Here is a 14503-nt window from a genome sequence, read left to right as displayed (position 1 = left end):
GACACCACGGACTCGCTTCTCCCGGTGGTCGTACTGATATTCACTGCCGCAACACCTTTCGCTCAATCGCCCGGGGCGGTGAGCTTACGAACGCGAGGGTGCGGCGCCGGGTCGACGCACTGCCGGGAATCCATCGAAATGCGATGCACACCAGGTTGGTTCGTGCGCGGGAGCGACTGGGCCATCTCGCGGAAGCTCAGAATTCGAGCTTAAGGGCGCAGGGCATCGGCAGACTTCCGATAAAATGACAATTTATGTCGGTAATCGGCCAGCGGCCCGCTTTGCTCGAGGTGGCCATGGAGCTGCCCGCCGGTGCGCGCATCGATCGCCACAGGCACGACGTCCACCAGCTCGTCTACATGAGCACCGGCGCGGCCGAGGTCCGCACCGATATCGGCAGCTGGATCGCGCCCCCCGACCGCGCGATCTGGATCCCCGCCGGATGCGCGCACGAACATCGGTTCCACGGGCCGACCAGATTCCACTCCATGGCGTTCGTGGTGAACCTGCTGCCCGACGGCGCGACACCGCTGGTCATCGCCGTCCCGCCGCTGGCACGTGAGCTGATCATCACCTGCTCGACCGCCGAACTGCCCGCCGCGGAACTCGACCGCATGCGCCAGGTCCTGCTCGATCAGCTACGCCGCTGCCCCGAACAGCCCCTGCGCCTGCCCGTGGCCGCCGACCCCCGGCTCCGCGAGGCATGCGCCCTGGTCGAGGAAGATCTGACGCATATCTGGACGCTGTCGGCCCTCGGCCACCGGGTGGGCGTGTCCGAACGCAGCCTGACCCGCCTGTTCCGCACCGAATTCGCCATGACCTACCCCCAATGGCGCACCCAGCTCCGCGTCCACCGCGCCATGCAGCTGCTGGCCGAGGGCGCGCCGGTCACCACGGTCGCCCACCGCTGCGGTTGGTCCACCCCCAGCGCCTTCATCGACGTCTATCGCCGGGTACTCGGCCATACCCCCGGAACCGACCGAGCGACGAGCCCGTTTGCGCGTCCCAACGCCTGAACAGTAAGCCCTCGGCCGTGTTTTGAAGTGGGCAGTTCGCGTCGAAACGTATGGTGTGCCTACGATTCCGCTCGCCCGCGCCTGCGGTTCGCCACGCGGTCACCGTTCGGTGCACCGAGCCGTGCCGGGTGTGCGGAAGTGGTGACCGCCGCCCCGGCGGGACGGGCGACAGCGCGACGAGGGTGCGCTGCCGGGGTCTCCGGCGCCGGGACGGCGGGGTCTGGGTCAGGCGGTGAACGTCAGACGAACATCGCCCAAGACGGGGGCCTCGTCGCGCTCGATCGCGGTAGCCGCGATGACGAGCTCATCACCTTGTAACCACATCCGGGTCCGAATTGTTTCCCCGGGGTACAGGACGCCGGCGAAACGGGCGCGAAAACCCGTCGCGCGGGTGGCATCGGAGCCCAGGACCGTATCGACCGCGGTCTTGCAGACCAGACCGTAGGTGCACAGGCCGTGCAGGATTGGGTTGGGGAAGCCCGCGCCGCGGGCGAATTCGGGATCCGAGTGCAGGGGGTTGCGGTCCCCGCACATGCGGTACAGCAGGGCCTGCTGCGGCAGGGTCGGTGTGGTGGCGGTGTAATCCGGTGTGCGGTCCGGCAATTCGGCCTTGGTGCTGGGGCCGCGCTCGCCGCCGAAGCCGCCCTCGCCCTTGGCGAAGATGGACGATCGTGCGGTCCACAGCAATTCGCCGTCGGAGCCGATGACGGTGGACTCGTTCGCGATCACCGCCGCCGAACCCTTGTCCCACACCTCGGTGATGCGGGTGGTGCTGCTGGCCTTACCGGACGCGGGAATCGGCCGGTGCAGCACGATCTCCTGGCTCCCGTGCACGACCTTCGCCAGGTCGATCTCCACGCCGGGAAAGCTCACCCGCGGTGGTTCGGTGACCCGCATCGTCGGCGCCACGGTCGCGAAGGTCGGCAGCACCTGCGGCTGCCGGTCATCCAGATAGCGCAGTTCACCCGCGTCGGTCCACCGCGTCCCCGCGCCCAGACCCAGGTGGTAGAGCTGCACGTCGGACGGCGTCCACGCGAACTCCTCCGACGGAAGCTCCGCTCCCAGCGCGACTTTCGGATCAATCGGCATGTAAGTACTCCTGGCTGCTCATATCCATCGTCATGGATCGCTGTCGCGATCCCGGTGCCGATCCCGCTGACCGGATCGGGGTGAATGTCACATCGAGCTATGCGCTGTTCTTCGATCGACGCAGGATGTCCTGGACCGCGAGGTAGGCGAAGGTGATCGCGGGTCCGATGGTGGCGCCCGGACCGGCGTACGTGTGGCCCATCACCGGCGCCGAGCAGTTCCCGGAGGCGTACAGGCCCTCGATGACCGTCTCGTCCTCGCGCAGCACCCGTCCGGCGGTGTCGGTGACCAGACCACCCTTGGTGCCCAGGTCGCCGGGCACCATCTTGGCCGCGTAGTACGGTCCCTGCACCAGACCGGCGAGGCTCGGGTTCGGCTTCACGGTCGGGTCGCCGTAGTACCGGTCGTAGGCGCTCTCGCCGCGCCCGAAGTCCTCGTCCTTGCCCTTCTCGGCGAAGCCGTTGAACCGCGTGACGGTCGCGGCCAGCGCCTCGGCGGGAACGCCGATCTTCGTGGCCAGCTCGGGCAGGGTGTCGGCCTTGACGATCAGATCGTTTTCCATCCAGCGAGACGGGATCCTTTGACCGGGCTGCAAACCAGCGAAAATATAGCGGTTGCGGTAGCGCTGGTCGAAGACCAGCCAGGCGGGCACATGCTCGCCGGGCCCCTCGCCCTGCCCGTATTTCCCGCCGTACATGGTGTGTACGGCCTCGACGTAAGGAGCGGACTCATTCCCGAAGCGCTCACCGCTCTCGTCGACCATGATGCTGCCGGGCAGATTGCGCTCGGCCAGGGCGAACCACGGCTTGCCCCCCTTGAAGATGGTCGGCCCCCACCAGGCGTCCTCCATGACATCGATGTTCGCGCCCGCGGCCATCCCCGCGACGATGCCGTCGCCGGTATTGCTCATCGCACCGGTTGTCCACTCGGTGGTGATCGGTTCACGCTGGTACTTGTGCCGCATGTCCTCGTTGCGCTCGAAACCGCCCGAGCCCAGCACCACGCCGTAGCGGGCACGGAATACGATGGACTCGCCGCCGGCGTTGTTGTCGGTCGCCTCGACGCCGACCACGCGCCCGTCCTCGATGAGCAGCCCGGTCATCGGCGTGTTCAGCAGCAGCGGCACATTCGCGTCCAGCAGGCCCTTGCGGATCGCGGCGATCAGCGCCTGCCCCATGCCGAGCAGATGCTTGCCGGTGGCCTTGGCCCAGTAGGTACGCGCGCCCACCCGCATGGCCCGCAGCATGCCGCGCGGATGCCGCCGGATCAGGTTCAGCTTGACGAAGTCGGCCTGCGTGACCACGACATTCATCGGCGCCTTGGCATACGGCGGTTCCAGCTTGAACCGCTCCTCGCCCAGGGTCTTGGCGTCGAACGGCTTCGGCTCGCACGAGCGGCCGGAGGACAGGCCGCCCGGGGCCTCCGGGTAGTAGTCGGAGTAGTTCGGCACCCAGTTCATCTTCAGCGGCGAGTGATCCAGCACGAAGTCGAACGCCTCCGCGCCGCGATCGATGTAGGTGTCGATCCGGTCCGCGGGCGCGGCGTCGCCGATGATGCTGTGCAGATAGGTGCGCGCCTGCTCGCGGTCGTCGGGGCGGCCGGAGGCGCGCAGCGCCTTGTTGCCCGGGATCCACACCCCGCCGCCGCTGCGCGCGGTGTTGCCGCCGTAGTGCGCGGCCTTCTCGATGAGCACCGCGCTCAGGCCGTGGTGCGCCGCGGTGAGTGCGGCGGTCATCCCGGCGGCGCCGCTACCGACCACCACCACGTCGTATTCCCGATCAGTCATGTAGAACACGTTATAGAATCAGTGCCGGGTTGGTCTATATTGGCATGGCAGAAGGTACTGCTGGGGCAGGTTTTCCCAGGAAAACTCGTTTCAGTTTCTGTGTTGGTAACCCACCGGCCCCACAGTGGAAGGAATGAGTGTGCTGTCCGACGCGGTACGGAGTGAACTGGCCGCGGAGCTCGCGGCCGCCGAACGTGACCGGGTGCCGGTCGACCCGCTGGTCGCGCGGTATCCCGACATCGACGTGGTGGATGCCTACGAGATCCAATTGGTGAACATCCGCGCACGCCTGGACGGCGGTGCGAAGGTCATCGGCCACAAGGTCGGGCTGTCCTCCGAGGCGATGCAGAAGATGATGGGCGTCGACGAACCCGACTACGGCCATCTGCTCGGCGAGATGCAGGTGTTCGAGGACGTCGTGGTCGACAGCTCGAAGTACCTGTACCCGCGGGTGGAGGTCGAGGTCGGCTTCGTGCTCGGCGCGGATCTGCCCGGCGAGGAGTGCACCGAGGCCGACGTGCTCGCCGCGACCGTCGCGTACGCCCCGTCGATCGAACTGATCGACACCCGCATCAAGGACTGGAAGATCGCCCTGTGCGACACCATCGCCGACAACGCCTCCTCGGCCGGATGGGTGCTGGGCCCCGAGCGGGTCGCGCCGAATGCGGTGGACATCAAGAAGATCGACGCGCGCCTGACCCGCAACGGTGAACTGATCGCCGAGGGCCGCAGCGATGCGGTGCTCGGCGATCCCACGACCGCGGTGGCCTGGCTGGCCCGCAAGGTCGCGCAGTTCGGTGTGCGCCTGAAGGCCGGTGACATCGTGCTGCCCGGCTCGTGCACCCGTGCCATCGACGCCCGTCCGGGCGACGCCTTCCACGCCGAGTTCGACGGACTCGGCTCTGTTCGTCTGCAATTCAGCTGAGCCAGTAGGAGATACACGTGACTGCGAATGGGAAAGTCAGCGCCGCCATTGTCGGTTCCGGCAACATCAGTACCGATCTGCTCTACAAGCTGCTGCGCTCGAACTCCATCGAACCGCGTTGGATGGTCGGGATCGATCCGGACAGTGAGGGTTTGAAGCGCGCCCGCGGTCTGGGCCTGGAGACCTCGCACGAGGGCGCGGACTGGCTGCTGGCGCTGCCGGACAAGCCCGATCTGCTGTTCGAGGCCACCTCGGCCTACGTGCACCGCGAATACGCGCCCAAGTACGAGGCAGCGGGCATTCAGGCGATCGACCTGACTCCGGCCGCCGTCGGCCCGGCCGTCATCCCGCCGGTGAATCTCGACACACTCACGGACGCCCCGAATGTGAATATGATCACCTGCGGCGGGCAGGCGACGATTCCGATGGTCGCGGCCGTCTCCCGGGTCGTTCCGGTGCCGTACGCGGAGATCGTCGCCTCGGTCTCGTCGGTGTCCGCCGGACCCGGAACCCGCGCCAACATCGACGAATTCACCAAGACCACCTCCAGGGGTGTGGAGACGATCGGCGGCGCCCAGCGCGGCAAGGCCATCATCATCCTGAACCCCGCCGAGCCGCCGATGATCATGCGCGACACCATCTTCTGCGCGATTCCGGAGGATGCCGATCGCGACGCCATCGCCGATTCCATCGCGCGGATGGAGAAGTCGGTGCAGGAGTACGTGCCCGGCTACCGGCTGCTGAACGAGCCGCAATTCGACGACCCGTCGGTGGTTTCCGGTGGTATGGCGAAGGTTTCGATCTTCGTGGAGGTCGAGGGCGCGGGCGATTTCCTGCCGCCCTATTCGGGCAACCTCGACATCATGACCGCCGCCGCCACGCGCGTGGGTGAAGTGCTGGCCGACCGGATCCTCTCGGCTCGGGTGTAGGGAAAGGAACGAATCGATGGTGTATTCACAAGAACTCGACATTCGCGTCACCGACACCTCGCTGCGGGACGGGTCGCATCACAAGCGGCACCAGTTCACCGCGACCGAGGTGCGCGATATCGTCGCGGCGCTGGACAGCTCCGGCGTTCCGGTGATCGAGGTCACTCACGGCGACGGCCTGGGGGGTTCCTCGTTCAACTACGGCTTCTCCAAAACCCCCGAGCAAGAACTGGTCACGATCGCGGCGCAGACGGCCAAGCGGGCCAAGATCGCGGTGCTCATGCTGCCCGGCGTCGGGGTCAAGGAGGACATCAAGGTCTCCCAGGACAACGGCGCCTCGATCGTGCGCATCGCCACGCACTGCACCGAGGCCGACGTGTCCATCCAGCACTTCGGGCTGGCGCGGGAACTGGGACTGGAAACCGTCGGCTTCCTGATGATGTCGCACAGCCAGCCGCCCGAGGTGCTGGCCAAGCAGGCGCGGATCATGGCCGACGCCGGCTGCCAGTGCGTGTACGTGGTCGACTCGGCCGGCGCCCTGGTGCTGGATCAGGTTACCGACCGGATCGCCGCGGTGGTCGCCGAACTCGGTGACGACGCACAGGTCGGCTTCCACGGTCACGAGAACCTGGACCTGGCGGTGGCCAACTCGATCTACGCGGTGAAGGCGGGAGCCAAGCAGATCGACGGCAGCGCGCGGCGTTTCGGCGCGGGCGCGGGCAACACACCGGTCGAGGCGTTCGTGGGTGTGTGCGACAAGCTGGGCATCAAGACCGGCATCGACTTCTTCGCCATCGCCGACGCCGCGGAGGACGTCGTACGCCCGGCCATGCCGCAGGAGTGCCTGCTGGACCGCCAGGCCCTCATGATGGGCTACGCGGGGGTGTACTCGAGCTTCCTCAAGCATGCCGAGCGTCAGGCCGAGCGGTACGGGGTCTCCGCGGCGGAGATGCTGGTGCGGGCGGGTAAGCGCAAGCTGGTCGGCGGCCAGGAGGATCAGCTGATCGATATCGCGCTGGAGCTGCAGCGGGAGCAGCAGGCCGTCACCGCCTGATATTCGGCGCCCGAAGGGCCGTGGACGGGAAACCGTCTGCGGCCCTTTGTCGTTCGCGGGGTCGGCGGCGGCTCGGGCCAACCGGCCGGTTATCCGATTCGCCCGGTATGTGCTACCTCGGCTCACAGGCGAGGCCCTCGGGTGTAACGACTATTAGCGCGGCGCCGATTGGACAGTCGTGAGCGGGTTTCCTGGGCGGTCTTCTGGTGCGCTCAAACGGAAGCGATTTTGGACTAGAAAATTCCGGTAAAACAGTTATGCTTGGCGAGGCTGTTTCGGAGCCCCTGATTCAGCTAATGGCTGGTTGCCGGTCGGATGCGGTAGGGCATCCAAAATACCGGTTATGCAGCCAACTTTCGGCTAACGCGAAGTTAGCTGGCGGTGAAAACGAAGGGCCCGATCCATGACGAGGGGATCGGGCCCTTCTGTATTCTCTGGCGCAATGTCACAGGAGACGAATGCGGGCAGAATGTACGCCGGACAGCCCGTAGAAGACCGGCAGCGGCAGCGACGTGCACGTTTTCTGGAGTCGGGATTGACGGTGTTCGCGCGCGACGGTTATGGCAATAGCTCGGTGGGCGCTATCTGTAAGGACGCCGGGCTCTCGTCACGACAGTTCTACGAGGAGTTCACCGGCCGCGAATCGCTACTACTAGAGCTCTACGAACAGATCGACCGGCAATCGCGGGAGGCGGTCACGACGGCTCTGGCCGACCACGCCGACGAACCTGCGGCCGACATCATCGACCATGCCATCCGCGCCTACATCGAGTCGGTGGGCCGCGATCCGCGCAAGGCACGCGTCGCGCTGGTCGAGGTGGTCGGCGCCGGGCCCAAGGTGGAGAAGTTCCGGCTCGATCTACGCCGGGCCTGGGGCTCGCTGCTGGCGAGTGCGGCGGAAGACGCCGCGCTGCACGGGGAGATCCCGCCGGGCGACTACGAGATGCGGATGCTGGCGATCATCGGCGCGGTCAACTACGTCGTCGACGCGTGGAGCGGCGCCGACCCGCGGCCCACGCTCGACGATGTGATCCGCGTGCTGCGGCGCATCATCATCGGCGCGGTCACCTCGTGAGGAGTGCCGACGTTCACGTGAACGCACCTGGTGCGCGGTAGCGTTCGCGCATGGAGACTGTTCCGATCCAGGTGACCGACGGCAGTACGGTGCCGGTGCGGCTGATCCCGGCCTGGGGGCGGCACCGGCATCCGATCACCGCGGACACACCGCGCGCGGTGGTGGTGATCGTCCCCGGCCTGGGCGTACCCGCGATCTACTACAGCGATTTCGCCAAGGAACTGGCCGGGCGCGGGGTCGACGTCGCGATCGGCGAACTGCGCGGCAACGGTGACTCGCGGCCTCGGCCGACCGCCGAAAGCGCCTACGGCTACCACGAACTGGTGTCGGTGGACTTTCCGGCCATCTTCGAGGTGGTGCGCGAGCGCTTTCCGGACAGCACGCCCATCCTGTTGGGACACAGCATGGGCGGGCAGTTGGGCGTGATGTACGCCTCACGGATCCGCGGCCGGCTGCGCGGGCTGATCCTGATCGCCTCGGGCACGCCCTACTACCGCGGCTACAGCGGCATCGCCCGCTCAAGCATGCTGGTGGGCCCGGCGGCCATCTCGCTGACCGCCAACCTGGCCGGATTCTGGCCCGGCGACCGGATCACCGCGGGCGGATTCGGCCGCCAGTCCAAGGTGCTGATCGCCGACTGGGCGCGGCTGGCCCGCACCGGGCGATTCGTCCCCGTCGGCGCCGATATCGACTACGAGGAGCGCATCTCCCGGCTGAAACTGCCCGTGCTGTCGATCACCGTCGAGGGCGACGAACTGGCCCCGCGCAGCTCGGCCGACCATCTGCTGGAGAAGCTGCCCAACGCATCGATCACCACTTGGCACGAGTCGAAACCGTTGGGGCACAACGGATGGATCACCGATCCCCGCTCCACTGTCGATCGAATCGAACAGTGGATGCGGGATCTGTGAGGTATCAGGCGTTCTTGCGGTCCTCGATCAGCATCTGGGTGAAGAACTCGTAGATCAGGGCTGCCTGAAACGCCATCTGCTTGTTGTCGGCCGCGCCGCCGTGGCCGCCCTCGATGTTCTCGTGGTACCAGAAGGTGTGGCCCTGTTCCGCCAAGCGCGCGGCCATCTTTCGGGCGTGGCCGGGATGCACTCGGTCGTCCCGGGTCGAGGTGGTCAGCAGGATGGGAGGGTACGGCCGGTCGGCGTGGGTGTTCTGATAGGGCGAGTACTTCGAGAGGTACTCCCATTCCTCGGGCTTGTCCGGGTCGCCGTATTCGGCGATCCAGGAGGCGCCCGCGAGCAGCAGGTGATAGCGCCGCATATCCAGTAGCGGCACCTGACAGACGATCGCGCCGAACAGTTCCGGATAGCGGGTGAGCATCACGCCCATCAGCAGCCCGCCGTTGCTGCCGCCCACCGCGCCCAATTGATCGGTGGTCGTAATACCGCGTGCCACCAGATCTCTGGCAATGGATGAGAAATCCTCGTAGGCCCGGTGCCGGTCGGCCTTCTGCGCCTGGGTGTGCCACTGCGGTCCGTATTCGCCGCCGCCCCGGATATTCGTCATCACCCAGGCGCCGCCGTGCTCGAGCCAGCCCATGCCCGAGGCGCCGCTGTAGGCGGGCGTGCGAGAGATCTCGAAGCCGCCGTAGCCGGACATGACCGTGGGGACCGGACGATCGCGGTGGTCGCCGTGGCGGATCACGAAGTAGGGCACCTGTGTTCCGTCGTCGGAGGTGGCGAAGAACTGCTCGGTCCGGATGCCGTCGGCGTCGAAGAAACCGGGCTCCTGTTTCAGCGGTGCGGCCGAGCGGCCCACCGATGCGGACAGCAGGGTGGCCGGAGTGGTGAAACCGCTTGTGATGAGCATGAATTCATCACCACCCTCCAGCGGATCCAGGTTGATGGCGTTGGTGGTCGCCATCGGCGGTGCGTCACCCAGTGGTTCGCGCGTCCACGGTGTGCCCGGGGTGAGGACGTACAGCTTGGTCTGCACATCCTCGAGGGTGATCAGCAGCAGATGGTTTTCGGTCCAGCCGTAGCCGTGCAGCGCGGTGTGTTCGTCGGGGGTGAATATGGTCTCGAAATTCCTTGCGCCATCCAGGAATTCGTTCAGGTCCATGGCCAGCAGGGCGCCCGCCGGATAGGTCTCGCCGCCCACCTCCCACGGCGTCTTCAGGCGCAGCAGCAGCCAGTCCTTGTACCAGGAGACGGAGGCGTCCGTGGGGGTGTCGAGGCGGCGGAGGGCGCCGTCCTCGTCGAGCAGATAGACGATCTCGTTGAAGAAGTCGATGGCCTGGCCCACGAAATGGCGCTCGTAGCCCGGGGTTCGGTCGTAGCCCGCCGAGATGGACACATCGCCGGGCTCACCCTCGAACACCGTCTGCGCCCGCTCGAGCGGTTCACCGCGCTTCCAGCGCTTGGCGATTCGCGGATACCCGGAGTCGGTAAGCGAGTCGGGGCCGAAATCCGTTCCGACATAGACGGTGTCGGCGTCGATCCAGCGGATGCTGGACTTTGCCTCGGGCAGATGGAACCCGCCGTCCGATTCCTCACGGAATTGCTTTGTCGCCATATCGAATTCGCGCACGACCTTGGCGTCGGCCCCGCCGCGCGACAGGCTGATCAGCGCCAGCGATTGTTCCGGGCGCAGCACCGCCGCGCCGCCCCACACCCAGTTCTCGTCCTCGGCGGCTGCCAGCGCGTCCAGATCGATCAGCACTTCCCAGTCCGGATCGTCGGTGGCGTACTGCTCGGCCGTTGTGCGCCGCCACAACCCCTTGGCGTGCTGGGCGTCGCGCCAGAAGTTGTAGAGCCACGGCCCACGCCGGGTCGGGTAGGCGATACGGGTGTCGGTGTCGAGCATGTCCAGGATGCGGTGCTCCAGTTCGGCGAACCGGTCAGAGGTGGCGAAACGCTCGGCGACCACCTCGTTGTGCGCTCGCGCGAAATCCAGCGCGCGCTCGCCGGTCACCTCCTCCAGCCAGAGGTACGGATCGTTCTGCTGCTCCTGCCCACCGCTCATGCTGACATTGTCGCCGACTCGCCCGCCTCGGCCCCACCACTCCCCTCAACCGAGACGCTTCGCGTTCGCCGCCTACACTTGCCGTCGTGACTTCCCACTACGATGTCGTCGTTCTCGGCGCCGGGCCCGGCGGTTACGTCGCCGCGATCCGCGCCGCTCAGCTCGGTTTGCGAACAGCGATCGTCGAGCAGAAATACTGGGGCGGTGTGTGCCTGAACGTCGGTTGCATCCCGTCCAAGGCCCTGCTGCGTAACGCGGAGCTCGCGCATATCTTCACCAAGGAAGCCAAGACCTTCGGTATCTCCGGCGAGGCGAGCTTCGATTTTGGCGTGGCGTTCGACCGCAGCCGCAAGGTCGCCGACGGCCGCGTCAAGGGCGTCCACTTCCTGATGAAGAAGAACAAGATCGACGAGTTCGACGGGAAGGGCACGTTCACCGACTCGCACACGCTGTCGGTCGCGCTCAGCAACGGCTCGAGCGAGACCCTCACGTTCGACAACGCGATCATCGCCACCGGCACCGAGACCAAGCTGCTACCCGGCACGTCGCTGTCGAAGAACGTGGTCACCTACGAGGAGCAGATCCTCACCCGCGACCTGCCGGGGTCGATCCTGATCGTCGGCGCGGGCGCGATCGGTATGGAGTTCGCCTACGTCCTGAAGAACTACGGCGTCGACGTGCGCATCGTGGAGTTCCTGGACCGCGCGCTGCCGAACGAGGACGCCGACGTCTCCAAGGAGATCACCAAGGCGTACAAGAAGCTGGGCGTCACCATCACCACGGGCGCGTCGGTGCAGTCCATCGAGGACAACGGCACCAAGGTCACCGTGTCGATCAAGGACAACAAGTCCGGTTCGGTCGAGACCGTCACCGTCGACAAGGTGCTGCAGGCCGTCGGCTTCGCGCCCCGGGTGCGCGGCTTCGGCCTCGAGGCCACCGGCGTGCAGCTCACCGAGCGCGGCGCCATAGCCATCGACGACTACATGCACACGAGCGTGCCGCATATCTACGCCATCGGTGACGTCACCGCGAAGCTCCAGCTCGCGCACGTGGCCGAGGCACAGGGTGTGGTCGCCGCCGAGACCATCGCCGGAGCCGAGACCCTCGCGCTGGGCGATTACCGGATGATGCCACGCGCCACCTTCTGCCAGCCGCAGGTGGCCAGCTTCGGCCTCACCGAGGAGCAGGCCCGCGCCGAGGGCTACGACGTGAAGATCTCCACCTTCCCGTTCACCGCCAACGGCAAGGCGCACGGCCTGGGCGACCCGACCGGCTTCGTGAAGCTGATCGCCGACGCCAAGTACGGCGAACTGATCGGCGGCCACCTGATCGGCCCCGACGTCTCCGAACTGCTCCCCGAACTGACCCTGGCCCAGAAGTGGGACCTGACGGTCAACGAACTGACCCGCAACGTCCACACCCACCCCACCCTGAGCGAGGCGTTGCAGGAGGCGTTCCACGGCCTGGCTGGGCACATGATCAACTTCTGATTCGCATCCGAAAGCGCCCACTGGTTTCTGGTCCGGAGGGCGCTTTCGGTCATCACCTGAGTCGATATTGCTGATTGCGGCTGTTGCGGGCGTGTACTCGCTCGACGACACCGGCATCGACCAATTTGCGCAGGCGGCGGAGAACAGCCTGGTAGTTCAGCCCGAGAACGGACTCCAGTGATCTGGCGGTGTCGTGTCCGGCACGGATTGCCTGGACGATCGCATCCAGTTCTGCGTCCACTCCGGTTTTTCGATCGCCGGCTTCGGGCGCTCGTCGAGGTGCTGGGTATTGGTAAGCCCGTCCTGTCCAAGGTTTCCGATCCATTCGATCGTTTCCACACCCAATAGGGCGTGCTGTGGAACGGTGACCTGTACACGACCGGGTGCTACATCGAATGCCGCTGGGCTCATGCCCGCCCGGCGCAGGGTGGACATCACCGTCGGCAGTCCGGACCCACGATTCTCGCTGATCGCATGGTCTTCCCGCCCGTATACAGGAAGGTCGGACAGTAGTTTGGCGAGGGACGAATTGCGTGAGGAGGAAGATTGTTCGCTGGTCCCGAGCAGAGGGGCGACGACATTGCCGAATAATCCACCGGGGCTCCTCACGACCAGGCGATCGCGATATAACTCGACCTGGATCTGGCTTCCCCGGGCTCCGGGACTGTAGTCGCGGTGCATCAGCGCATTGACGAGCAGTTCGCGGATTACCTCGAGTGGATAGTCGTAGCGATCTTGGCGGAACAGCCCGGTGATAACCGCGGCCTTACGCATATTGCGTTCCAGAGCTGTCGTGGTGTCGGTCAGCGAAGTCGCCCTCCGGTTTCGAACCGGAGGGCGACTTGTTGTTTCTGGACTACTCGTTTTCCATTGATCGCTGTACTCGCGAAATGAAAAGTGTGTAATGGAATATTCCCCTTACCGCGCGTCTTTGATGGTTTTTCGGTGTGTCGCCCTGTAGGGAGTGCGAACATCGGATGAAGTTGGCATTGCGGGCGAAATCGTGATTACGATGGGCTGGCCCAATGCGAGGGAGGGATAGACAATGAGTGTTATGGCTACCGAGTTGCCCGTCGATCCGTACGAGTTGTGGTTGCGCGATGAGCTGGCGGGAGTGCTCGAGCTGCCGCATGACGGCACGCGGGTCGAGGTCATTGGAGGGGAGATTGTTGTGGCGCCGGGGCCGGAGGTCGTGCACAACCTGATCGTGAGCGATATCCACGACACGTTTGCGGGGGCCAAGGCAATCGATCCGAGGTTTTCATGGCGATGCTTGCAGATGCAGGATCTCGATCTCAGTGAGATCCATGATGGGTACATACCGGACCTGTGCATTATCGACCGGGACGTTGCGCGGCTGGCCGGTACGGCGGCTCTGAGGAAGCTGGTGCCGAATCAACTGGCCTTGGCTGTGGAGGTTACTTCTCCGTCGAATGCCGCTGAGGACCGTGAACCCGCCGTTCGCCGGGCGCGTCCGAGTAAATGGAACGGTTATGCGCGGGTTGGTATTCGCCGCTACCTGATTGTGGACCGTGATCCGAAAATTGCCGCCGCGACGCTGTACAGCCTGCCGGATACACAATCAGGCAGTTATCAGGCATCGGAGAGCTGGAAATTCGGGGAGACGATCGAATTGCCGGAACCGTTCGGGATTTCGATCCGTACCGATGAGTGGATGCCTTGGGGTTGAGCTGAGGGGTGGCGGGTCAGTCGCGGTGATAGGCGGCTTGGGCCTCGCGGACGGTGTCCATATTGGGCTGCAGGATGTCGATCAGGTCCTGGAGTTTGTCGGCCACCTGGGTGCCGAGGGGGGTGAGGGTGTATTCGACTCGTGGGGGGATGGTGTGGTGGACCTCGCGGTGGATCATGCCGTCGCGTTCGAGGGTTTGCAGAGTTTGGGAGAGCATGCGTTCGCTGACGCCGTCTACGCGGCGGCGTAGGGCGTTGGAGCGGTAGGGGCCTTCGCGCAGGGCCGTCAGGGGCCAGGACGGCCCAGCGGCTCACGACCTCCTGGAGGACCGGGCGTGAGGTGCAGTTACGGGAGAACACGTCGGCTTCCAACATCGGATCGGGGTCGGAGGCCGATTCGGGGTGCCGCGTGGTCATGGGGGTCATGACCATCGCCGTTACCGGGGCCAGCGGGAAGCTGGGCCGGGGGGGTGT

Annotated in this window: 12 protein-coding genes and 1 pseudogene; 8 read left to right on the top strand and 5 right to left on the bottom strand. The window is 65.8% G+C overall.

The window, feature by feature from the left end; all coding sequences use genetic code 11:
* Positions 1-254 precede the first annotated feature (254 nt).
* Positions 255-1016 (top strand): AraC family transcriptional regulator, encoded by a 762-nt coding sequence (locus tag JZ791_RS17590; RefSeq protein WP_216896192.1) that lies wholly within the window; start codon positions 255-257, stop codon positions 1014-1016.
* A gap of 225 nt (positions 1017-1241) precedes the next feature.
* On the opposite strand, the gene chsH3 is transcribed toward JZ791_RS17590, so the two are convergent.
* Together chsH3 and kstD are read right to left on the bottom strand one after the other, a co-directional pair.
* The gene (gene chsH3, locus JZ791_RS17585) at positions 1242-2105 is read right to left on the bottom strand and encodes an enoyl-CoA hydratase ChsH3 (protein ID WP_216896190.1); all 864 of its coding nucleotides are present in this window, start codon (positions 2103-2105) and stop codon (positions 1242-1244) included.
* Between the two features lie 97 nt (positions 2106-2202).
* A complete protein-coding gene (kstD, locus tag JZ791_RS17580) occupies positions 2203-3900 on the bottom strand; it encodes a 3-oxosteroid 1-dehydrogenase (RefSeq protein ID WP_216896188.1) in 1698 nt (565 codons plus the stop codon).
* Between the two features lie 130 nt (positions 3901-4030).
* Here kstD and JZ791_RS17575 point away from each other — a divergent pair, with 130 nt between their 5' ends.
* The 5 genes from JZ791_RS17575 to JZ791_RS17555 all read left to right on the top strand — a co-directional run bounded on the left by JZ791_RS17575 (position 4031) and on the right by JZ791_RS17555 (position 8785).
* Positions 4031-4816 carry a 2-keto-4-pentenoate hydratase gene (locus JZ791_RS17575; protein WP_216896253.1) on the top strand — a complete coding sequence of 262 codons (786 nt, stop codon included), beginning with the start codon at positions 4031-4033 and terminating at the stop codon, positions 4814-4816.
* Positions 4817-4833: 17 nt separating this feature from the next.
* Entirely contained in the window at positions 4834-5745 is a 912-nt protein-coding gene (locus tag JZ791_RS17570) for an acetaldehyde dehydrogenase (acetylating) (RefSeq protein ID WP_216896186.1), read from the top strand.
* A gap of 16 nt (positions 5746-5761) precedes the next feature.
* On the top strand, positions 5762-6799 hold the full coding sequence (dmpG, locus tag JZ791_RS17565) for a 4-hydroxy-2-oxovalerate aldolase (RefSeq protein WP_216896184.1): 1038 nt from the start codon (positions 5762-5764) through the stop codon (positions 6797-6799).
* A gap of 442 nt (positions 6800-7241) precedes the next feature.
* Positions 7242-7874 carry a TetR/AcrR family transcriptional regulator gene (locus tag JZ791_RS17560; RefSeq protein WP_254205863.1) on the top strand — a complete coding sequence of 211 codons (633 nt, stop codon included), beginning with the start codon at positions 7242-7244 and terminating at the stop codon, positions 7872-7874.
* A 50-nt stretch (positions 7875-7924) separates the two neighbouring features.
* Positions 7925-8785: an alpha/beta hydrolase family protein gene (locus JZ791_RS17555; protein WP_216896182.1), complete on the top strand. Its 861-nt coding sequence runs from the start codon at positions 7925-7927 to the stop codon at positions 8783-8785.
* Positions 8786-8789: 4 nt separating this feature from the next.
* Here JZ791_RS17555 and JZ791_RS17550 read toward each other — a convergent pair whose 3' ends face one another.
* A complete protein-coding gene (locus JZ791_RS17550; RefSeq protein WP_216896180.1) occupies positions 8790-10850 on the bottom strand; it encodes a prolyl oligopeptidase family serine peptidase in 2061 nt (686 codons plus the stop codon).
* 86 nt (positions 10851-10936) lie between these two features.
* Here JZ791_RS17550 and lpdA point away from each other — a divergent pair, with 86 nt between their 5' ends.
* Positions 10937-12340: a dihydrolipoyl dehydrogenase gene (gene lpdA / locus JZ791_RS17545; protein WP_216896178.1), complete on the top strand. Its 1404-nt coding sequence runs from the start codon at positions 10937-10939 to the stop codon at positions 12338-12340.
* A 156-nt stretch (positions 12341-12496) separates the two neighbouring features.
* Here the strand turns inward: lpdA and JZ791_RS17540 are convergent, their stop codons facing one another.
* A complete protein-coding gene (locus tag JZ791_RS17540; RefSeq protein ID WP_254205862.1) occupies positions 12497-13114 on the bottom strand; it encodes an ATP-binding protein in 618 nt (205 codons plus the stop codon).
* 280 nt (positions 13115-13394) lie between these two features.
* Here JZ791_RS17540 and JZ791_RS17535 point away from each other — a divergent pair, with 280 nt between their 5' ends.
* A complete protein-coding gene (locus tag JZ791_RS17535; RefSeq protein ID WP_216896176.1) occupies positions 13395-14030 on the top strand; it encodes a Uma2 family endonuclease in 636 nt (211 codons plus the stop codon).
* 16 nt (positions 14031-14046) lie between these two features.
* On the opposite strand, the pseudogene JZ791_RS17530 reads toward JZ791_RS17535, so the two are convergent.
* A pseudogene (locus JZ791_RS17530) lies at positions 14047-14446 on the bottom strand (winged helix-turn-helix transcriptional regulator).
* Positions 14447-14503 lie beyond the last annotated feature (57 nt).

This window comes from Nocardia alni, from assembly GCF_019038435.1.
Classification (GTDB): Bacteria; Actinomycetota; Actinomycetes; order Mycobacteriales; family Mycobacteriaceae; genus Nocardia; species Nocardia alni.
Note: the sequence above shows the minus strand (reverse complement) of the source record. Positions and strands in the feature narration are given on the sequence as shown.

Coding starts and splice junctions, on each gene's coding strand:
- JZ791_RS17590 (WP_216896192.1), top strand. CDS start 255: ATGTCGGTAATCGGCCAGCGGCCCGCTTTGCTCGAGGTGGCCATGGAG.
- chsH3 (WP_216896190.1), bottom strand. CDS start 2,105: ATGCCGATTGATCCGAAAGTCGCGCTGGGAGCGGAGCTTCCGTCGGAG.
- dmpG (WP_216896184.1), top strand. CDS start 5,762: ATGGTGTATTCACAAGAACTCGACATTCGCGTCACCGACACCTCGCTG.
- JZ791_RS17560 (WP_254205863.1), top strand. CDS start 7,242: ATGTCACAGGAGACGAATGCGGGCAGAATGTACGCCGGACAGCCCGTA.
- JZ791_RS17555 (WP_216896182.1), top strand. CDS start 7,925: ATGGAGACTGTTCCGATCCAGGTGACCGACGGCAGTACGGTGCCGGTG.
- JZ791_RS17550 (WP_216896180.1), bottom strand. CDS start 10,850: ATGAGCGGTGGGCAGGAGCAGCAGAACGATCCGTACCTCTGGCTGGAG.
- JZ791_RS17540 (WP_254205862.1), bottom strand. CDS start 13,114: ATGCGTAAGGCCGCGGTTATCACCGGGCTGTTCCGCCAAGATCGCTAC.
- JZ791_RS17535 (WP_216896176.1), top strand. CDS start 13,395: ATGGCTACCGAGTTGCCCGTCGATCCGTACGAGTTGTGGTTGCGCGAT.